The organism is Halomonas sp. ANAO-440 (genome assembly GCF_019915905.1).
Classification (GTDB): Bacteria; Pseudomonadota; Gammaproteobacteria; order Pseudomonadales; family Halomonadaceae; genus Halomonas; species Halomonas chromatireducens.
On sequence record NZ_JAHXBV010000004.1, the window covers coordinates 1 to 21,470 of the forward strand.

The window sequence follows — 21,470 nt, forward strand, 5'->3', positions numbered from 1 at the left end:
CTAGCAGAGGATAACTTCTATAGGCGATCCGATCATCCGGAACCCTACAGATACCCGGCAGTTCAGTAAGTTGCCCGCCAAAAATTCGATCGTGCAGCCACCATCCGGCAGGTTCATACCACGCCCTTCTCAGCGCTGAGCCTATTCCCGCGAAGCCATAAGCCGCGAATGCCGCCAGCAACAAGATACGCGTGCGAGGCAACTGCCAAACCAAGCGCCAGTGCCAGAGCAGTGTCAAGGCCGGCAGCAAGGCCAGCACCGCGAATATGGCATACTCCCCGAGCGCCGCGGCACGCATCCCAAACGCCAGGCTCGTGTAATCATGAACCGCCGTGCGCATGTTGCCTGCATCTTCGATCAGCATCAGCACCAGGGCCGTGCCCATCAACAGCCAAAAGGTGCTCAGCCTTGGGTGGCCGCCAAGCCCGCGCAGCCAACCGGCGGCATTCCAGGCCAACCCCGCGGCCAGCCCCAGCATCAACCATTGCAGCACCTCCGCTGGACCACCCTCAGCGAACAAGTCCCGCCAGAAGACCAGATCCGCATGCCATTGCCGTTGCTCAAGCCGCGCCACCAGCCCACTGTGATGGAACACATCCACCGCCAACACCAGCCCCAGCAGCACCGCCAGCACCGACAGCCCCAACGCCAGGATCAGCCAGTACCCGGTTGCACACCACCTGATGTTTCTCAAGGTCTTGCTCCTTTCGGTTCGATCAAAATTCATGGCTTGTAGCGAGCGAGCCTACTCCCGTCCTTCCCTCGCCGATTTCTCAGACAGTGCCATGGTGCAACGCCGGCGTGCCGGGCTCTTCCTGACCTGGCAAATCAACGTCACCAAGGTAACTGCCGCTGGCGGTGATTAGCGGGGTGACGGTCAGCAGGCCTTTCAGCAGCCGCCGAGAGCGCCCCCATCAGTGAGGTCGTCGGTGGCATCAGCGGAAAAATCAGGGAAATCGGTCATCGCGGGAGTCTAGCATTCGAAGTGCCCCGCGGGCCGCCTTTATGCCGTAAAGGCAGGGGAATGCGGGATATAGCGCCGCACAGCGCAGTGCCGGACGTTCTGAGGTGGCGCCGGGGGATCAGTGCTTGGTTTCCCCTCGCAGGGCATCTACTTCGGCCACCGTCACCCACGTGGCCCCAGCGATCTGTTCATCGATAAGCACGGCTATCGCTATCAATAACATCTTACGTCCAAAGGCCTTGCGGGGACTTGCAGAGTAAACGTCTGCCGAAGGATGCAAGGCCTTCTCGGCGGAGTCCCTTGGCCAATCACACGTCAATTACGCCTCTGCGCAGCCGGCGCTCAGCACGCTGGCCGCATGCGGCAGCTACAGTACCGGCACCAGCGGCACCCGGCCGCAGCCGGCGATCAACAGGGCAACGGTCAGCAGCCAGGACAAACAGACAGCCACAGGGCCACCAAGGGGCAATAGACGCCCCCGTGGAAGTAGCGGCATAATCTTTACAATGAATTCATAAAATTACATTGAGGGAATGATGGCAATTCTCGATGAGATCCGACCCACTAGACGCCAGCGGGTGTATGACCTGGTGCGCGACGCAGGAGTTGACGTAAGCCACTGGGAACGAACCAAGGGAGAGTCAAGCAGCGCAGCGTCCAACCCCAAGTATTGCTACAACTGGTCCTTCGTGGGCGAGAAGGTCGTCGTGGCGAATCTCTGGCACGAAGAGATGGTGGAGAAAGGTGGCATCGTTCGCTACATCTTGAATCCAAGAGAAATGGCAAAGAACGCCACTGGCGTTAGGGTGGCACGCGCCCAGCAGATGGATCTCGCCATTCGACAGGCCATGACGTTTCCCCTCCCCATTCGCGTCATCATCAATGCGGGTAGCAGAAAGCAGGACGGACACAAGACCACCAGCGTCAAGCAGCGTCTTCTCGATCCGGTTGTTTGGAACGTGGAAGCTTACGACGAACACACTGGCCGCTGCACACTCGCTCGTCGAAATCCTCAGCCCACGTTTATCGACCAGTTTACCGCTTGGAAAGAGGGCTCGGAGACTCCCAGGAAAAAGCTCGTAACGACTGAAGTGTCACAACGCTGCTCAAAGGTTCGGCGTGAGGTGTTAGCCAGGGCAAACGGTTACTGCGAGTATTGCAAAACCCCGGGCTTCACCACCCACGAGGGCATCTTCCTTGAGACCCACCATGTGATTCCGCTCTCGGAAGACGGTCCTGACACACCAAGCAACGTGGTGGCGTTATGCCCCAATCATCATCGCGAGGCCCATTATGGCGTGACGCAGCACTCAATCCGCCAGCAGCTATTGGCTTTTTTGAAGGCGAACGCCCGGCCCACCCAGGCGTAGCGCTTTGGCCCAAGAGCCCACGAAGGAAGCCCTCATGCCCTCAAGCTCCGGTCCGCTGATTCGCTTTTACCTAGGGGAAGCGACTGACCATTGCCAGCGCACCATTGACGATATCTGGGCGCTTCCGCCGTTCTGGTTGGAGCACACCCATGACTACATCCAATGGCTATTTCCCATTCCCGAGGCGGGACGATTCAATGGTTTCGCTCCCCTGCTGGACGAGAGGGAACGAGCCTGGTTTGCCGACTCGAACGAGCTGCGCGAGCGGCACCGACGGTCCCTAGACGTGATGCTGGAATTTTTCGGCCTAACGCACAATTCAGATGAAATCGTGCCACTGCCGAACCTCAACATGCGCGAGCATATTTGGTTGAAGCGCGGCGGGCATAACCACTTGCGGATCACACGCATCATCCGCAGCCTGAATCTTTGCCACCAAGGCGAGCTGGCCCGGGCCTTTCAGCAGGCGGTTATCGAAATCGGCACTCGGCATGGCGTGGTTTCCGAGCATTCCATCCACTACTGGCGAACTGCCACCCAGGATAGCGGAAACTGACCCCGCATCAGGCAAGACGTGGCGAGCCTCACGTCAGCGCGGCTGCTTGGGCCCGGTTCTGGGCCACCTGCCGTTGGACAAGATCACCAAGGCGGCGGTGGTCGAGGTGATCCATCAACAGCGTGCCAGCCACAAGCCAGCGAGCATCAAGCGGGTACTGGTTCTGGTGCGCTACCTCTACAACCTCGCCATGGAGTGGGATATTCCCGTATTGACCGGGGCGCGCCATGTGCCGCTCTCCGACCAGGCGCTGGGGCTTTTGGCATCGCGCCGCGAGGCCACCAACAGTGAGTGGGTCTTTACCAACCCCAAGACCGGCAAGCCATGTATTACTGTGTTTCACTCCTGGGATTCGGCGCGTCAGCGCGCGGGGCTGCCGGACCTGCGCATCCATGACCTGCGCCACAGCTTCGCCAGCTTTCTGATCAACGCCGGGCGCTCGCTGTATGAGGTGCAGAAGCTGCTCGGCCATACCCAGGTCAAGACCACGCAGCGCTACGCCCACCTGTCCAACGCCACGCTGCTGCACGCCAGCAACGAGGTGGGCGCCCTGCTGAGTCAGCAGATGACACCCGCCGCCATGACGCTGCACAAGACGCCCATTGCGGTGCCGATCACCGCCACACAGGTCCTGACCGGCTGACGACCGACGTTTCCGACACACTTCACTGTGTTGACACACGGGCCGCTCCCTCGAACGGCCCGTGTCTCTCTGGGTTGTTAACCAGAGTTGACACCTTCCTGATTATTAACTAGAGTTATCACATGATCGAACTCATAAAAACCGATGTCTTCGATCGGTGGCTGCGAGGGCTGCGGGATACACGCGCTCGCGCCAGGATCACGGCACGTATCCGACGCCTGAGCCTGGGCAACCCCGGCGATGTGAAACCGGTCGGGGAAGGCATCTCTGAGCTGCGCGTCCCTTATGGTCCCGGCTACCGCGTCTACTACATTACCCGAGGGCCCGTGATCGTGGTGCTGCTCTGCGGCGGTGACAAAGCCACCCAGGCTCGCGACATCGACCAGGCCAAAGCCATTGCCGCGCAATGGAAGGAGTGACCCATGGCAACTCAACACACCACTTTCAGTCATTACGATACCGCGGACTACTTGCAGAGCGAGGAGGACATTGCTGCCTACCTCGAGGCGGTGATGGAGGAAAACGACCCTGCGCTTCTCGCCGCCGCGCTGGGTGACGTCGCCCGCGCACGCAACATGAGTCAGCTGGCCAAAGAGGTGGGCATGAGCCGTGAGGGGCTCTACAAGGCACTGTCCGGCGAGGGCAACCCGGCATTTTCCACCATCAGCAAGGTGGCCAATGCCCTGGGGCTGCGCCTGACGATTGAGCCGCTCTCGCGGCCTGACGCCCACGTCTGAATCGCGATCGCCCTGTACCCTGTCAGCCCACGACCAGGCCGCTCCATCCGGGGCGGCGGCTGCTTGGTTAGCACCGCGCATTTCCCGCCGCCGCGTTCAATATTGCGCGTCTCGACGCTCAGATATGAGCGACCGCCCGCTCAACAACGCGCCACCGCTTGCCATCACGTCGTGACAACAGACTGGGACCTTCCCTATCACGTCGTGAGGAAAACCATATGGCAGCAAGCCACCAGCAGCGCTATCGCCAACGCCGTCGCAGGCAAGGATTCAAGGAAGTGACCGTGAGCCTCGAAGCGGGGAGCCACGAGCGACTGCGCCGACTGGGCCAAGCCCACGGCAAGACACGACAGGAGGTAATGAAGCTGGCGCTACTGGCGGCGGAGCGCTTGTTGGACGGCGAATTGATCGCCAAGGGTGGGGCGTGGCGGATCGAGCCGTGATCCGCCAGGGGGTCAGTGCTTGAACATCTCTTCCAGGCTAGTGGCGAACAGCACATCGCGCATCCAGCCTTTCAGCTGATCGTGGTCAGCTTGGGCGAGCTTCGCCTCTACCCAGTCGGGTACCTCGCCAAACTTGAAGGTGAGCTAAGTCCGCACGACCTCTCGTGCTTCTTCCAGACGACCTTCCTGACGACCTTCCAGCCGCTCTTTTTTCACCAGATTCTCTAGGTTCTCTGCCAACATATCTTTGTCCTCCACCAGGCTTTCGAGCCGTTCCAGGTTGACCCCGGCCCCCAGCCGATGCAAATGGCGCTTGAGCCAGCGGGTGATAATCCGGTCGGTGCGCTCCTTGTTGGGATCGGCCTGGATGATCGCCACCACGCGATCCACGGCACTCTGCAGGGCTTCCCAGCTCTCACCGGCGTTCTCGACGCTGAACACCCCGCTCAGTGGCGTCTGGCGTAAGCCCAACTCCGCGCCAGTATAGCGCCCTTCGTCGACCAGGAAGTAGCGCAGGTGCGGCTGATAGACCTGCAGGAAGCTCGGCGGTTCCGGCTGCACCATCTCATAGATATCCAGCGGCGCGGTCCAGGTCCGCGAGCCGTTGTAGAGCACCACCGGAAATACTGGCGGCAGGCCTTCGCCGGGGGTGATGACCTTTTGCTTGAGCAGCTCGCTGTAGAAGCAGGCAACGTAGTGCATCAGCCGGATCGGCATGGTGCGGTCCACCGCGGACTGAAACTCCAGCAGGATGTACAGGAATACCCGCTGGGTCATGCCCTGCCAGGTGATCTCCACCGACCACACCACGTCCTCGATCTTCTCCTCGAACAGCGGGGTAATGTAATGGCCGCTGTGGCTGTTGAGCGTCGAGAAGTCCATCAGCCCGGCAATATCGGGCGGCGCAAAGCCTTCGATCAGCTGCTGGAGGCCCTGTGCCATGGCGAATAGAGACCGCCCCCCTGAGCCGTTACCGCGGCTGCCTGCTCGCCGGGGCCTGCGGCGATGCCCTGGGCGCCCCGGTGAAGTTCTGGCGCCGGAGCCAGATCGTGCCCCGCTTCGGCGAGCCGAGCATTACCGACCATCTGGAGGCCTACGGCCGGATGGGCGCCATCACCGACGATACCCAGAAATAGTCAAAAAATCCCCCGACGAAGCGGGGGATCCTGTGGACCTTAACCTAGCCAGGACCAGGCACCTTCCTCAGGGGAGGAGTCAAGCGAAGTCGGCCAGATCCGCTGCCGTGATTTCAGTCACTCCTTGCAGCGTTACAATCAGCTCGAGATCGCCAGCATCGATCACCGTGTCACCATTCTGATCGTTGGCCAAGAAAATACCGGTGTCGGTTCCATCGCTGACAGCAACGTACAGGATGTTGTCGCTATTGCTGAACTCGAAGGCACTACCGCCTCCATCCACATCCGCCAGGAAGGCAGCCACATCTGCCTCGGACAAGGTTTCGGCCGTATTATTGCTGGCACTGGCATCGAAGACAAAGGCGAAACCACCGCCGGCGGTCTCTGCCCCTTCACTGACGCCAACCGCCTGGAAGGTATCGGCCGTGATACCCGTTCCATCAGAGGCCACGGTAGAGAAGTTGATAAGGTTAGCGCCGTTACCGAAGTCGGTTATGAGGTTGTCACGGTCGCCAGATCCTACCGCTCCATCAAAGATAAAAATATCATCACCGGTACCGCCTGTCAGCAGATCGCTGCCTGCGCCACCATTGATGGTATCGTTTCCCGCACCGCCGACCAGTACATCGTCCCCGGCCGTACCCGTCAGGTTGTAAGACAGGTCTGCTAAGTTGATACCTCCGGATATATCAAGAAGAATTGCTTCATTCCTACTGTCTTGGTGTCCGGTAGCGTCTTGGGTAAGGATGTATACATACTGCGTTGGATACTCCGTCCATCGATTGATTAAGACATTTCCCGCCTTAAGCGTTTCCCAGTTAAAGCCACCGGTGCCGTTGACGGATTGAATGTGCGAGCCATCGATGTGACTTCCGCTAAGCGCGACCTTGAGGGTATCCGTGCCGCGGCTAAAATCATTTATCATTCCGTTGACGGCTTTCCTGCCGCCTATCAACACCTCGCGATTGTAGACGTCGTCGCCAGTGAAGGAAAAGGCATTCTCGCCACCACCTCCGATGTAAGTATCTGCGCCTTCACCGCCAATAAAAACATCATTGCCCTCGCCGCCGTTGAGAATAAACCGGGCTTGCTGGCCGCTAGCGTCGATAACATTATCGTCGTCGGTACCGTTGACCGTAATCGTGTCTCCTGCTGTGGTGGCAACACCGGCACCGGGGGTGCCGAATACGGCATCGAAGTTGGCGATATCCAGCTCAGCGTTACCGCCAGCGAACTCAATGCTGTCGCCACTGCCCAACTGGTCAATGAAGGCACGCTCGACAAAGTCACCGTCCTGGGTGGTGACATCGGTAACGGCCAAGGCGTCGGCACCGTTGATTTCCAGCGCTTTTGCCTGGGCCTCGGTGAGGCGCAAGCTAGTACCATCCAGCACGAATGCGTTCGGAAGGTCGCCAATATCCACCCCGGTGATATCGAGCCTGTACTCGCCTCGGACGGTGATAACCTCATCCGCGGGAAAGGACCCGCTGAACACCACATCGCCGGTCAGCGATAGGGTCATCTCAGCCGTGCTATCCGAGAGATGGATGCTGGAAAGATCAGCGATAATGCTGTCGCTACCTATCACTACCACAATGTGGCTGGCATTGAGGGCCTCTATCGGGCGGGCATCTGCCTGCTCATCGGTGAGAGTGAGCTGCACGCGGGAACCGATCTCGAACTTGTTACCGTCCACACCATGAGCGGGCAGTGTTGCCTCCGTAATATCCAGCTCGACTAACTGCTCCGGCGACGTGAATGTGACGTTGGCATTGGCGTTGAAGCTACCGGTGAAGGCCAATTTTGCTGCCGGGTTCGCGCCTTCCATCTGGATCGTTGTAGACACCGCGATTCCACTCAGGTCGGCATCCGGCGTATCTGCCAGGTCGGTGATGATGGCTTCACCGTCAGTCGGGTGGGTATCCGGTACAATGACCAGGCCATTTGCCTGAGCTGCGGTCAGGTGTAACGTCTGACCTTCAGCGACAACGATATGGGTGTCATTCGTCATGTCCACCGTCGTTGTTGCAGTCACGCCACCACGGCTGAATGTCGCCCCCCCCTCTTCCAGCGTAAAGGTGATAGTACCCGTTGCCGTGCCACTGAACGTCACAGCGCCCGCCTCATCCTCGGCAACGCTGAAAGTTGGTGCGGGAGTGGGAGTGGGAGGCGGTGTCACACCATTGCCAGTGTCCTCGTCCTGGCCAGGATCGAAGAGGTCTTCAGCAGCAGGCTCCAGAGCGGGATCGGCGACGGCGTCGCGGGTCACGGCCGCAACCGCTGCCACAGCGGCTTCCTCGCTATAGGCGGCTTGCCCAGCATCCACATCGGCCAGATAGTCCGCTGCGGCCTGAGCGCGGGCATTGACCACGGCAGCATCATTGGGGTTACCGGTATCAGAGCGTGCGCCTGCCAGCAGTACGGCAAGCAGCGTACCCGGCTCGATATTTCCTTCGCTCAGTTGGGCCTGCCAGTAATCCATGCCTTCCACGTCGGGAACACGGTCGAATAGCTGCTGATAGGCGTTGAGCAAAAAATCAACATCGCTGTCTTGCGCCGGAAAACGTGCCTGGCCTTCATCGCTGTCCAGCAGCTCCGCGGCAAGCTGTGCATAGCTCAATGCATCTACTTCGATGCGTGCCAGCCAGCCTTCGACTTCGCTGGGTGAAGGTGCACGCCCTAGCGTCGCGACGGCAAGATCGATCAAATTGATGGGCATGGCCCGCACTCCGTAACAATTGGTATTTTATTGTGTACTAATTTCCCTGACATCACACTATCAAGGCGTTTCGCTTCGCGCCAGCCACCCTCACAGCGCCAGCAGAGAGTCTGCGCCTAGACGGTAGGTGGCCTCAGTGGGGCGAATCGAGCGGCTGATTAATCGTGAATTGACCTTCCCCCCCAGAAGCCGGTCCACCACCAATGTGAGTTTCCGCTACGTTTATCCTGATAGCAGGAGATCTCGCGATGTAGCGTAACCAACCTACCGAAGAGCAGATCATCAGCATCCTCAAAGCCAACGAGCGCGGCGTCTCGGTCGCCGAGCTGGCTCGGCAGAACCGCGTGACCGAGCAGTCCATCTACCGCTGGAAGGCCAAGTACAGCGGCATGGAATTCTCGGAGGCCAAGCGCCTGCGCGAGCTGGATACCGAGAACGCCCGGCTGAAGAAGCTCCTGGCGGAAAGCGCCCTCGACAATGCTGCGCTCAAGGAGATTGTCTCGGGAAAGTGGTGACGCCCGAAGCGAAGCGGCGTGCGGTGAAGCACCTGGTGGCAGGCGGCTGGCTCAGCCAGCGAGGTGCCTGCCGATTGCTGGGCTTGGCAAGGTCGGTAGCCCGGTACCAGGCGATGCCGCGTGACGATGCGCCGCTTCGGGCACGCCTACAAGCCTTGGCGACTTGCTATCCCCGCTATGGCTACTTGCTGCTGCATGCCTTGTTGCGTCAGGAGGGCCTGGTGACCAATCGCAAGCGGACCTACCGGCTGTACTGCGAGCCGGGTCTTCAGGCCCGAATCCGGCGGCGTAAGCGGCTGCTCCGGCCGAGAACACCGATGCCACTGCCGGCCTCGATTGTCTGCGATAACGGACCAGAGCTGACCAGCAAAGCGATGTTCTTCTGGGCACGTGAGCGGACAGTGACGCTGGCCTTCATCCAACCAGGCAAGCCGACGCAGAATGCATTCATCGAGAGCTTCAACGGCAAGTTCCGAGACAGCTGCCTCAATCAGCACTGGTTCCTTAGCCTGGCGGATGCACGACACGAAATCACCCAATGGAGGATCCACTACAACCATGTTAGACCGCACAGCTCGCTGGGTTATTTGCCACCCGTGGCCTATGCCCAGCAATGTGCCTGGAGGAGCGCCTTCAATCAGCGGCGGCACCCGTTCACCGGCCTGAACCATCCAGCGTGCCAGGGTATTGCGGGGGATCTCGGCACCGTAGCGGGGAAAGATCTGGCTCTGCCGGTAGAGCGGCAAAGCATCTTGGTACTTGGCGGGTGGCCACGTAGGCGAACAGCGTGGCGCTGGCATTGCTCTTGGGCAGCAACTTGGTCGGTGCCGGCGCGATCTGCACGCCCTCTTCGCAAACGGGGCAGGCGTACTTGTAGCGCACATGGCGGATCACCTCGATTCGCGCCAGCACCACATGGAGCTCCTCGCTGACCTCCTGGCCGATGACCTTGAGCTCGGTGCCATCGTCGTCGCAGTGACGGGTCGCTTCGTGCAACTCGTGGATGACCTCGACGCGCGGCAGTTCAGGCGGCAAGGGGACGCGCCCACCTCGGGTGCGGCGCAATGTCGCGCCGCCTCAAGGTCGCGCCACCTCCACGGCGACCAGGCGCCGCGGACAATGACGCGCTGGCACCGGCCCAGGGCGTTAAGCAATTTCGACAAAAGCAGAAGAAATATCATAATTTATCTCATTGCTGTCTGCCGTAATGACCAAACCGCCGCCCTCCACTTCCGCATTAAAAATAGTGGTGAATTCTGCCGAAGCATCCAGTTCCTCGGCCAGCGCTGAAGCGATATCAGTTTCCTGCTCTACCTCCAGTTCGAATTCATCCAGCGAAAAAGACACCACCTCACCAGCGCCTCCTTGCTCATTTATAGCCAACGTAAAGTTGTAAGACTCACCGACCTGAAAGCCGCCACTATTAGTTGCCTCACTATCGATATCGGAAAATTCTAAAACGACAAACCATGGGTTACCATCAACGCCAACCATACTGTCAGAACTCGTGACACTGATCTCTTGACCTACAACATCATGTGGCGGATAGTCGACAATTACCACACCCCCTAGATTAACTTCCTGACCCACAATGGCCGAATCAGACATGACAGTCAGACTATTACCATCAAGTACTGCACGATAGCCTGGCACATCATCCAGCGCCGTTTGAATTGACACTAGGTCAGCGTGCTCTGAATTCAGTGCTGCATTCAATTCCTCTATGGATTGACCATCCTCATTGGTCAGGTCGAAACCCGTAACTGAGACATCGGCGCTAGACGCAGTGAACCCATCATCAATTTCAGTCACATCTAAGGTGACGGATGCCAGCGCCTCAGTCGTCCCCACCACAGCCTCGGAAGACGCAACGGAAACCTCGCCATCGGCAATAGCATAATCGAGTATTACAGTTCCACCAGCGTTGATTTCTTGATCAGCAACAGCCTCGCTCGCAGTAATTTCCAGTTCACTGCCTGTCAGAGTCGCCGTAAAATCCGCCAAATCAACGACTGCTTTCTCAATCGATTCTAAATCATCATGCTCCGCATTAAGCGCTGTACTCAGCGCCGTGATGAGTGAGCCTGTCTCATCGGTTAATTGATAACCAGATACCGCAATTTCGCCATTAGACACCTCAAATGCGTCGGAGATATCCTGCAAATCAAGTGTAATTGCAGCCTCCTCTATCGTAGAGGATCCAATGACAGCATCGGAATCAGGGTATGCAATCTCTTCATGCAATACATCTTTTGGCGTATAGTCAACCACCACTGCACCACCGGCTCTAACTTCTTGGCCGCCACTCGCTTCAGATGCTGTAATTGTCAGATTATCATTAATTAGTTCGGCCTCAAAATCCGCCAAACCATCGATCATGGTTTGTATTGCGACCAAGTCTTCATGCTCAACATTTAGCGCCGAGTTTAGACTCTCGATAGCTTGACCAGTTTCATCGCTGAGGTCAAAGCCAGATACATTTACCGGGCCATTAGCTGCATCGAAGGCATCAGCAATTTCAGCCATATCCAATGTAAGAGACGCTTTTTCCTCTTCAGCACCCACAACTGCATCAGAATCTGCCACCGAAACTGCTTCGCCCTCAACATCGTTGGGCGTGTAGCTCACAGCGACATCAACGGAAAAGCCCCTGTTGATCTCCTGGCCCACCACGGCATTTTGTATGTACAGTGTCAACACATCATCATCAAGTGTTGCGACATAGCCATTAGCCTCTTCATTGACGGCTGTTTGTATGGCCTGCAAATCAGAAAACGTACTATTTAACACATTGTTAAGCTCGGGTATCAGGTCACGATTTTCGTCCTGCAGTCTAAAGCGACTCATGGTCACATCGCCATTGGCTGCTGCGAATGTATCGACTATTTCGCCCATGCCCAGCGGAAGGTTTCCGCTGCTGGAGATCCCTGTTTGGGGAACGGGCACGGTTTCGGAATTCACATCCTCAGGCGTATAGTCAACCGCTATATCGCCACTTACGGTGATCTCTTGATCCACAACCCCCGCTTCGGCCTTGACCGTCAAATTATTACCGTTGAAAGATGCGTCATAGCCCTCCACATCAGCAAGCGCAGCTTGTATCGCAGCGAGGTCGGCATGTTCTCTATTCAAAGCATCGCTCAACTCTGTGAGAGCATTACCATTTTCATCACGCAGATCAAACCCTGCTACTGTGACCGCCCCATTCGCTGCTACAAAGGCATCACTAATTTCAGTCAAGTCAATAGTGATGGAAGCCTCCACCTCAGCCGCACCAATGGTCGACTCGAAGCCAGAAACAGCCGCATCGTCAGTCACGTCCACCGGTGTGTAGTTAATCGTCGCGATGCCGCCTGCAATGATCTCCTGGCCGTCATCGGCAGAGGCGGAAGCAATAACCAATTCGTTCCCACCTAATGCTGCCGTAAAACTGTTCAAGTTATTGACCGCTGACGCTATCTCATTCAAAGCTGTATATTCGTCGTTCAACGCCTCATTCAACTTTTCAATGGATTCATTGTTCTCATTACTAAAGTCGAAACCATCAATTGACACTACGCCATTAGACGCTAAAAATGCATCCTCAAGTTCAGAAAGGTCCAGCGTAATAGCAGCTTCCACCGCCGTTACACCCACCTGGCGCGCAGATCCTTCGACAGTGGATCTTTCCTCTGTAAGACTATATTCTACCGCAACCGAGCCATCCTCATTGATCTCTTGACCTTCAATAGCCTCAGCCGCAGTGATAACCAAGTGATTGCCAGCTAAATCGGCGGTAAAATCTGACAAACGATTTACCGCTTCCTGCATCGATTTGAGATCAGCCTGTTTCGCATTCAACGCATCGTTCAGCTCATCAATCGAAGAACCATTTTCATCCTTAAGCTCGAAACCAGCAACCAGGACATCGCTATTCGAGGCCGAAAATGCGTCTACAATTTCCGCCATGTTAAGCGACACAGCGGCTTCCATATCAGTCTTCCCAATCACCGAACCTGTACCACTAACGGTCACTTCATCGGCCACATTTTGTGGTGAGTAGTCTACTGCTACAGCCCCACGATTGTTGATTTCTTGTCCATCAATTGCGTCCAGCGATTGAATAGTCAAATCTGCCCCTTCTAGCGTTGCCGAATAGTCAGGCAAGGAATTGACTTCTGACTCAATCGCACTCAAATCAGCATGCTCCGAATTCAATGCACTATTTATTACTTCGATGGCTTCTCCATCTTCATCATTAATATTGAAGCCTGTGATCGTGACTGTGCCATTGGCCTCAACAAACGCATCGGCGATTTCACTCACGCTCAGCGTGAGCGCGGCTGAAACATCAGCCAACGCCTCAATAGGCGAGTCCTCGGCAACACTGAACGTCGGTGGAGTAATCGGAGTAGGGGGGGGAGTCGGAGCAGGGGAGATAACGCCGCCGCCGTTATCGGTGTCCTCTCCTTGATCTGGGTCCACCAGCTCATCAGCTTCGGGTTCCAGGTCGGGCTCGGCAACCGCGTCACGCGGCACTGACTCCACCGCCGCGCTGGCGGCATCGGCGTTATATACAGTTTCACCAGCCTCCACGCGAGCCAGGTACGCCTCGGCCGCCTGAGTTCGGGCATCGGCCACAGCAGCATCATTGGGGTTGCCGGTGTCAGCGCGTGCACCTGCCAGCAGTACGGCAAGCAGCGTACCCGGCTCGATATTTCCTTCGCTCAGTTGGGCCTGCCAGTAATCCATGCCTTCCACGTCGGGAACACGGTCGAATAGCTGCTGATAGGCGTTGAGCAAAAAATCAACATCGCTGTCTTGCGCCTGAAAACGTGCCTGGCCTTCACCGCTGTCCAGCAGCTCCGCGGCAAGCTGTGCATAGCTCAGGGCATCTTCTTCGATGCGTGCCAGCCAGCCTTCGACTTCGCTGGGTGAAGGTGCACGCCCTAGCATCGCGACGGCAAGATCGATCAAGTTGATGGGCATGGCCCGCACTCCGTAACAATTGGTATTTTATTGTGTACTGATTTCCCTGACACCACACTATCAAGGCGTTGCGCTTCGCGCCAGCCACCCCCACAGCGCCGGCCGAGAGTCTGCGCCTAGGCGGTAGGGTGGCCTAAGTGGGGCGAATTCAGTGGCTGATTAATCGTGGATGATGCGTGCCAGAGCCCTCGAGACACTGTCACTCTGCGACGGCTTCCCGGCGGCATGCGCTAAGGGGTAGCTGCATTCCCGCCCTGGCACACCCTCGCCATGGTGGATACTCAGGCCCAGGCCGAAGCGAAGGGGCAGACCTGACTCAACGCCCCGGTGCGGTGATGCCTTACTCTCACAAAGAGTCCAACAGCCCACCCGGCAGACGATGGGGCACCCGGCGGAGCGAGCACCTGAAGAAGGAGGTCGTTGAGCTGCATGGTGTTGCTGTTACAGGATCGGCACCAACGGCACCCGTCCGCAGCCAGCGATCAACAGGGCGACGGCCAGCAGCCAGGGCAGCCGCAGGGCCGGCCTCGGGCTCAATGCGCTTCCTTGGGCAGCTCCTCGTTCAGGGCGCGGGCGTAGGCGCCGCGTGCGGTCTGGGTGATGGCCAATTGCTGCTTGAGGCGCTCGATCTCCTGGTCGGTGACGCGCAGGTTGGTCATCTGCGCCTTGGCTTCGTCGGAAATCGCATCCAACTGGTACTCGGTGCCATCGATGGTGACGGTCTGCTGGGTTTTCTCGGTCATGGGTCTATCTTTTGCCTCTCGGTTAACTGTCAAAATCGAAACGGAACTCGTCGTCGCCTTCGCCGAACAACTCATCAAGGTTATCGCTGGCAGGTGTGTCACCGAACTGGGCATGCAGGCGCTGAAGCTTGGCCAAGTGCTTCATCTGAGACTGGCTGAACAACTGGGCATGGGCGAGCTGAAGGGCATGCAGCGCATTGAGCTCAGCCAGCGCCTCGGCGGGTAGTTCCTGTAGTGCCTTGGCAGCGATACGATACAGCCCCGGCAGGCTTTTCTTCTCATCGTCCCTCTGAAGGGTCACCGGCCACGTCTCGATGAGGCCGTGACCTGCGAGAGCATCCACTGCCGCCTGAGTACGGCCCTGTCCTTCCTCCACCGCCTTGAGAAATGTGAGAGTATCCTTGAGGGGCTGGCCCGGCTGGCCTTGCTCATCGAAAAAGGGGATATCGTTTGGGCCAATTGGTTCGTGCATCAGGCCGCTGCTCGTATCAAAGCACAGCACAGCCTTGCCCGTATGCTCCTCTTTACGCAAGCCGAACGGATAGCCGCGATAGCAGGCCGGGGTGTAGCTCACCAGCCATTTATGGGTGGTGGGATGAACAAAGAGGTTCCGGTTCGCCTCCAGGCCCTGTACGGCTACCAGTTGAAACCCCTGATCGCCGAGGTGGAGAAAGCACAGCGGCATATAGGGAAGCACCTGTGCCAGCTCATCGACCAGAATGGGAGCAAAACGCTCGTGCGCGGCATGATACAAGTCCTCTGCCCGCTGAAATCCGGCATGGCGATGTACGGAGGGTTGAAGCGGCACATAGTGGGGCATCTTTAACCTCATGATTCATAAATGACGCTAGGATACGCCAGGAATTAGGGACATAAAACCCTTGGCCCAGGCCGTAGGCTCGCTGAGTACCTAGGATCACTAGGGTCGTGCCTTCGGGGCGGCTCGCCATCGGCGACTGAACGAGCTGTGTGTCAACAAAGATCTGGTGACGCCTGACAGCGTTGCACCTGGAAATCCCCTCCCCTATAACGTCGTTCTTGGAACATCGAAAGTCTCTGGCGGCTTCCCCGCCGCGGCGCGCTGAACCATGGCACGATAGGCGTATTCCAGGTGTCGGGTGAAGCGCACGGTGTCAAATAAGGGCGCCGAACCGCGGTTCTCCCTGACGCGATCTTTCAGCTGTTCCAGCGCGCCGGGCGTGATGGCCAGCGCCACCGCGTGACGGTGGAACGCTGCTTCGTCGCTCATCACCAGATCCGGTAGGGCCATGGCGCGCAGCAGGCTTTCCGAGACCCGCGAGGCGAAGTGCGTGCCCACGGTAGCCAGCACCGGCACACCGGCCCAGAGTGCATCCACCGTGGTGGTGTGGCCGGTGTATATGCGGGTATCCAGTGACAGATCAGCCAGGTCGATCCGTGCCAGGTGATCAGCATTGGCGCAGCGTTCGGCAAATATCAGACGTTCAGGCTCAACGCCCAGATGGCGGGCGTAGATTTGCAAGCGAGCGCGCACCGCCGCTCCAGTGTCGAGTAGCCAGAGCACGCTGCCCGGCACGTCGCGCAGAATGGCCATGAAGGTCTTCCACCGCACCGGTTCCAGCTTATAGGGCTGGTTGAAGCAACAAAATACCACGGCGTGCTCAGGCAGCCCCTGCTCGGCCCGGCTCGAAGGCGGGGCGGCAATGCGACGACGATTATCCGTGGACATGTAAACATCCGGTAAGCGACACACTGCCTCGTCAAACCCCGCCTCTGCGCCCCTGGGAATCACATAGGGATCGGCCAGAATATAGTCATGCACACCGCTGGCAATGGAACCGGCATAGCCGAGCCAGTTGACCTGCAGCGGCGCGGGCCGATAGGCAAGGATGCCGCTGCGACTGCCCTTGGTCAGCCCCTTGCGATCTACCAACACGTCGATACCGTCGGCATGAATGCGCCGGGCTGCCTCCTGGTCTGATAAACCGGCCAGGCTGACGAGGCGGGGCACGGCACGGCGGAGTCTGTCTCGCAGTTCGGAACCATCCTCGCGCGAGTAACAATAGATAGTGGGCTCGATGGCCGATGGGTCGTGCTGCTCGAAGACACCGATGCTCAACATCAAGTTAGGGTGTTGCCGCCAGTCACCAGACAAGTAGCCGACTCGCAGTGGACGATCGATTCGGCAGGCAGAGGAAGTCGCCAGCGGCGGCGTGCCTTTGACCCGGTGGCGACGCGCCCAGTAGTCGGCGGAGAGCTGTCGGTTCCAGTCATCACGTCCACACCAGCCCAGCGAGCGCCAGGGGTTCTCAGCGGGACGTCGGAAATCCCCGCGACGATAGCAGGCTGAGAGATACTGCTGGCACTGCCGAGCCGTCGTCCAGTCCGCCAGTTGCATGGCCGTGCTGTTGAGATGAGGTACCAGACGCGAGTCGCTGAGTTGCAGTGGTTGCGCGGCCAGCAAGCAGGCAAGGGCCTCTTCCAACTGCCCCTGCTCGATCAGGATTAGCCCCGCATGTCGTTTGGCCCTGGGTGCATAGCCGTGGGTGTACAGAACGCGGGCATGTGATAGCGCCTGTTCGCTGTCACCGCGAAGGTAGTGCAGGTGGCACAGGGCAGCCAGTGGCTCCTCGGCGCGAGGATCACGCTTATGTGCCTTGCGGTAGGCCTTCAGCGCCTCGTCCAGCGCCCCGTTGGCGAGCGCCTGGCGGCCGCGCTGGCGCCATTTAGCAGACGACATCACAACCTCCGTGGGTCACTTTACGGCATGGAATCGCTAAACAAAAAAAACCCGGCCTCCGCAGAGACCGGGTTTCGTTTCGTTTTGCCCCTTACCCGCGCAATGCGCTTCGAGGGGCCAGGTGACTCAACCGCAGTCTTTCACCTGTTCACCGATCACCAAGATCAGGCGAAGTTGGTCTCATTGAACGTCTGGGTCTCGCCGAAGTCGGCGGTGCCGACCAGTTGAGCGCCGGTGAAGGAATCACCAACAGATTCATTTCCATCTGATGTCACTTCAAACACCTTGTATTCACCCAGGTTATCCAGATTCTCAACGAACAGGATGGACTTCTGAACGTCACCAACAAGATTGGCCTGCGCAGTAGAGCTGAAGTTGGCGTTCAGCGCCGACAGCACATCCGCGCCAGACAGGCTTGCGAAGTCTGTGGCTGTCGAGTTAAGGGCAGTGAAGTCGGTTACGACAACGCTGTTAGCTGAGAACGTAGTACCACCGACATCATAGCTGGTGTCGAAACGCTCGCGTGATTCTGTGCTCGTACCCGCCAGCTGCTCTTCGTTGTCGAGCCAGGCGGTGAAGTCCAGAATGTCGCCAGAACCAGCACCGGTGTCACCTTCGTTGAAGTGAACGATGGTGTTATTACCGAAGCCGCCCGCGTCAAACTCGACGACGTCCTGAGTGTCATCATTGGAGCTCAGCACAATGACATCGTCACCAGTGCCTGCGTTAACAATGTTGACGCCATCGGTCACAGAGTCGGTGCCGTTAGAAACGCCGGTCACGCCGTCTGTGAAGGTACCAATTGCCGTGTCAGTACCGTCTGAGACAGTCAGAATCGGCGCTGCATCAAGCTCACCCAGGGTAGTCGACGTCAGCGTCAGCTCAGTGCCATCGACCTCGATGGTGTAATCCTCGCCATCGATGGTGACTGTTGTGCCATCCAGATCGATTAGATCGTTGAATGAAACGGCAGCACTGGGCACACCATCGATGTCGAAGACAAAGTCTTCAGTACCAGAGGTATCGAGACCGGCAGCGCTCACCACGAAGCTGTGCGGCTCAGCGGCAACGCCGGTCGCAGCAATTGTCTCGACACCCGCAGTCGCATCGTAGGCATTACCGACCTGAGTCGCGTCGATAGCGGAGTCGCTGTACTCGGCGCGCAGGGCATCGCGAACGTTGTTGCGCTGCGTGGAGGAGAGGTCTTCCCACTCGCCCAGCACTTCGATCTGCACCAGCTCGTCGCCATCTGCGGCCGCGCCGTCTACCAGGTAGCGAACGGAAAGATCGCCGCTGCTATTGATAGTCGCTACAGCCAGCTTGCTGAGTACCGGATCATCGTTGATGGCACGAGCCACGGCTTCATAGAGGTCGCGCTCGGTGGTCAGGAAACCGTTGCTGGCTTCGATGCTCGCCGTGGCCTCGAAACCGGAGGAGAAGCCGTCGGCATCGTCCATTCCCGGGATCGCCAGGGTGACCTGAACGTCACGTCCGAACAGCAGCTGGCTTTGCGGAACGGTATTGTCGTTGATCGTTGCAGTGCCGTCATAGTCGCCCCCGAACAGCACGACTTGCGCACGCTGGCCGGTGTTTTCGGCGTAGATCACGTCATCGCCGGCACCGCTATTGACGGTGACGGAGACACCGTTGCCGGTGATGGTGTCGTCACCCGCACCAGTGGTGATCACTGAGGTGTTCTCACCGCTTACGGTAATGGTGTTGTCACCGCCAGTCGCGCTGATCTCGGAGCGAGTCTGAGAAGCGTCGGAAGGGGAGGAAGCACCAAACTGTGCCAGGGTAATGTTGTCATCACCACCACCGGTATTCAGCACTGCCTGGGTGCCATTGGTGTTGGTGCCATTGAAGGTGACGTTGGCGGAGGTGCCGGCAGCATCCAGGAACGACAGGTTCTGAACACCAGTTTCTGTACCAAGACCCAGGCTCAGGTTCGCACCGGAGAAGGCGTTGGCATCGATCTCGCTCAGGTTGGCTTGAGTCGCACCGATGTACAGGCTTCCCTCAGCGCCGATGGAACTGATGTGGATTTCCTGCAGGGTACCGTTGGTAGTAAACAGCGAGGCAATGGAACTGTCACGATCCACTGCGACGTTGAACTGCTCAACACCGACGTTGGAGTTGGAGCCACCGCCAATCAGCACGTCGCCGGCGATGGAGCCGCGACCGGCGTTGTCCAGCACCAGGTTGGACTCGATCAGGTTGCTGGTAGCTGCCGGATCCACCGGCCGGGCGTTACCTGCAACGAGGAAGCCGTCAGAAACGGGCTCAATCGCACTCTGGGTGAAGTTGACGTTGCTGAAGGCGTTACCGGCCGGATCGGTGACCAGGATTTCCTGGGCGATGAACGGCAGGGTCACAGTGTTACCCGCAACGGTCACTTCTTCGTACGGGGTAGACAGCTCAACGTTCAGATCGCCATAGCCGGCTTCAGCCAGAGCGTTCTCGATAGCAGCGACCAGACCTGCGTAAGTACCGTCGGTAGACTGGATACCTTCAAGCTGAACAGTTTCCCCACCGAGGTCGAAGCTCAGGTTCAGGTCGACGTTGGCCAGCGGGGTCGTCGGAGTTTCAGTGCTGACGTCGGCGATGCGAATCAGCAGCTGGGAGTTGACCTGGCTGGCCGCTTCACGCAGGAGCGCCTGGGACTCGAACAGACCGGTCAGGCCAGCCTCGGACTCGACGTCACGCATACCGAAGGTGACGTCCTTGGTGATGCTGAGGTTGTCGCCACGCAGGTTGACGTTGTTGATGGTCAGATCGCCGCGACTGAAGTCGGACCAGTACTGCTCGACGTTCTCCATGCGAGTGGCATCGAGGGTCACGTTCTCCAGGGCCTCGATGTAGACTTCCTGGATATTCTTGGTGATCGGACGCGGCGCCTGAGTTGCACCAGAATCTACTTCATTGTCGTTGATCATGGTCGCGATCAGCTGATCGCGCCCTGCGCCGCCGTCAAGCATGTCACCAGTAGACAGCGCGTTGGAAATAGCGCCGTTCTGGTTCTGGCCGACATTGGCAATGAAGGTGTCGTCGTTCTCGGTACCGACGATGTTGTCGCGACCTTCTGTCAGTACGAAGGTTTCGCCCGGCACGCCCGGCTCGGGAATTTCAGCCTCATGATCGGCAACGCGCTGATCGAACGCAGCACGGTCTGCGGGGGAAGCGGCTGCAATGAAGAGCTGCTGGAGCTCGCTGGCCGGCACGGAAGCGCCGCCGCCAGTTGACCAGTATTCCAGGCCTTCGGCTTCCGGCTCGCGGCCGAACATGTTCTGGTAAATGGCGCTGATCAGCTCTTCGCGAGTGCGGTCGCCATAAAGCTCGACATATTCAGGCTGGTCGTCATTGGCCAGGTTGGCGCGGAGCTCACTGGCAGTGACCCCCACCTCTTGCCAGTATTCCAGACCTTCCCGATCAGCAGGGCGGCCGAGGTAGGCCGTGTAAAGCTGCTGAATTTCAGTGACTGTTAAAGCCATTGGTGTAACTCCTTGATATGATTTGTCGAATCGACGTGACAGCGCGCAGAACCTCTCACGCTGCCGTGAGCGAGGCCTCGCTCATGAGCTAAGATCGTCCACTCTTTTTATCCGGGTGGGCGCCTTCTCTCATCCCTTGCAAGTAACGAAGCCTGACTTCGCTTCATTACCGATAATACATGGTGACATGTTTTAACCGCATTTGCCGGAATGAGTCAACTCAAAACACCATGTTGCCACCATCCCAAGCCTGTGTTAGAGCCCTATCAAGCAGGACTTCTTATTGCACGCTTCTGCACAGTCCCGCACTTTTTCAGGGCAATCATCAGCCATCAAAAGCAATCTGTCACTCATGCCAGGCCAAATCTACCCGACCAGACACAGACCTAGCATGCCAGATTCCCGGCTACTCTTCCAAACAAAAAGAAACGCCGTTTTTCTACTCATCTTCAACACTTCCGTCTTG

15 protein-coding genes and 3 pseudogenes are annotated in these 21,470 nt (G+C 58.1%); 8 read left to right on the top strand and 10 right to left on the bottom strand.

What is annotated here, in order from left to right; all coding sequences use genetic code 11:
• The coding region (locus tag KZO25_RS03320; protein WP_223135868.1) for a hypothetical protein at positions 1-694 on the bottom strand (694 nt) is incomplete at its 3' end.
• 806 nt (positions 695-1,500) lie between these two features.
• Here KZO25_RS03320 and KZO25_RS03325 point away from each other — a divergent pair.
• From KZO25_RS03325 to KZO25_RS03350, 6 genes are all read left to right on the top strand, one after another.
• Positions 1,501-2,334 carry an HNH endonuclease gene (locus KZO25_RS03325; RefSeq protein ID WP_262488825.1) on the top strand — a complete coding sequence of 278 codons (834 nt, stop codon included), beginning with the start codon at positions 1,501-1,503 and terminating at the stop codon, positions 2,332-2,334.
• Between the two features lie 34 nt (positions 2,335-2,368).
• Positions 2,369-2,890, top strand: coding sequence for an opioid growth factor receptor-related protein (locus KZO25_RS03330; RefSeq protein WP_223135870.1), 522 nt, complete (start codon positions 2,369-2,371; stop codon positions 2,888-2,890).
• Positions 2,891-2,936: 46 nt separating this feature from the next.
• Positions 2,937-3,533: a site-specific integrase gene (locus KZO25_RS03335; RefSeq protein ID WP_223135871.1), complete on the top strand. Its 597-nt coding sequence runs from the start codon at positions 2,937-2,939 to the stop codon at positions 3,531-3,533.
• A 122-nt stretch (positions 3,534-3,655) separates the two neighbouring features.
• Positions 3,656-3,952 (top strand): type II toxin-antitoxin system RelE/ParE family toxin, encoded by a 297-nt coding sequence (locus tag KZO25_RS03340; protein WP_223135872.1) that lies wholly within the window; start codon positions 3,656-3,658, stop codon positions 3,950-3,952.
• A 3-nt stretch (positions 3,953-3,955) separates the two neighbouring features.
• On the top strand, positions 3,956-4,270 hold the full coding sequence (locus KZO25_RS03345; RefSeq protein WP_223135873.1) for an addiction module antidote protein: 315 nt from the start codon (positions 3,956-3,958) through the stop codon (positions 4,268-4,270).
• A 218-nt stretch (positions 4,271-4,488) separates the two neighbouring features.
• Positions 4,489-4,713 carry a hypothetical protein gene (locus KZO25_RS03350; protein WP_223135874.1) on the top strand — a complete coding sequence of 75 codons (225 nt, stop codon included), beginning with the start codon at positions 4,489-4,491 and terminating at the stop codon, positions 4,711-4,713.
• 144 nt (positions 4,714-4,857) lie between these two features.
• Here KZO25_RS03350 and KZO25_RS03355 read toward each other — a convergent pair whose 3' ends face one another.
• Positions 4,858-5,655 (bottom strand): Rpn family recombination-promoting nuclease/putative transposase, encoded by a 798-nt coding sequence (locus KZO25_RS03355; protein ID WP_262488826.1) that lies wholly within the window; start codon positions 5,653-5,655, stop codon positions 4,858-4,860.
• On the opposite strand from KZO25_RS03355, the gene KZO25_RS20130 reads away from it, so the two are divergent.
• Positions 5,649-5,849 carry an ADP-ribosylglycohydrolase family protein gene (locus KZO25_RS20130; protein ID WP_223135875.1) on the top strand — a complete coding sequence of 67 codons (201 nt, stop codon included), beginning with the start codon at positions 5,649-5,651 and terminating at the stop codon, positions 5,847-5,849. The genes KZO25_RS03355 and KZO25_RS20130 overlap by 7 nt on opposite strands.
• Positions 5,850-5,928: 79 nt before the next feature.
• On the opposite strand, the gene KZO25_RS20135 is transcribed toward KZO25_RS20130, so the two are convergent.
• Positions 5,929-8,568, bottom strand: a complete 2,640-nt coding sequence (locus tag KZO25_RS20135) for a DUF4214 domain-containing protein (RefSeq protein ID WP_223135876.1) — start codon at positions 8,566-8,568, stop codon at positions 5,929-5,931.
• 287 nt (positions 8,569-8,855) lie between these two features.
• Between KZO25_RS20135 and KZO25_RS03370 the strand changes: the two are divergent.
• Positions 8,856-9,691: pseudogene (locus tag KZO25_RS03370) on the top strand (integrase core domain-containing protein); the annotation flags it as partial.
• 84 nt (positions 9,692-9,775) lie between these two features.
• On the opposite strand, the pseudogene KZO25_RS20140 reads toward KZO25_RS03370, so the two are convergent.
• The 7 genes and pseudogenes from KZO25_RS20140 to KZO25_RS03400 form a co-directional block, all read right to left on the bottom strand.
• Positions 9,776-9,967 (bottom strand): annotated as a pseudogene (locus KZO25_RS20140) (hypothetical protein); the annotation flags it as partial.
• 25 nt (positions 9,968-9,992) lie between these two features.
• A pseudogene (locus KZO25_RS20145) lies at positions 9,993-10,148 on the bottom strand (hypothetical protein); the annotation flags it as partial.
• Positions 10,149-10,229: 81 nt separating this feature from the next.
• Complete coding sequence (locus tag KZO25_RS03380; protein WP_223135877.1) at positions 10,230-14,051, bottom strand: DUF4214 domain-containing protein; 3,822 nt, start codon at positions 14,049-14,051, stop codon at positions 10,230-10,232.
• A gap of 533 nt (positions 14,052-14,584) precedes the next feature.
• Positions 14,585-14,794 (bottom strand): DUF6447 family protein, encoded by a 210-nt coding sequence (locus KZO25_RS03385; RefSeq protein ID WP_223135878.1) that lies wholly within the window; start codon positions 14,792-14,794, stop codon positions 14,585-14,587.
• Positions 14,795-14,816: 22 nt separating this feature from the next.
• Entirely contained in the window at positions 14,817-15,614 is a 798-nt protein-coding gene (locus tag KZO25_RS03390; RefSeq protein ID WP_223135879.1) for a SapC family protein, read from the bottom strand.
• 204 nt (positions 15,615-15,818) lie between these two features.
• The gene (locus tag KZO25_RS03395; protein ID WP_223135880.1) at positions 15,819-17,513 is read right to left on the bottom strand and encodes a hypothetical protein; all 1,695 of its coding nucleotides are present in this window, start codon (positions 17,511-17,513) and stop codon (positions 15,819-15,821) included.
• A gap of 164 nt (positions 17,514-17,677) precedes the next feature.
• A complete protein-coding gene (locus tag KZO25_RS03400) occupies positions 17,678-21,004 on the bottom strand; it encodes a DUF4214 domain-containing protein (RefSeq protein ID WP_223135881.1) in 3,327 nt (1,108 codons plus the stop codon).
• Positions 21,005-21,470 lie beyond the last annotated feature (466 nt).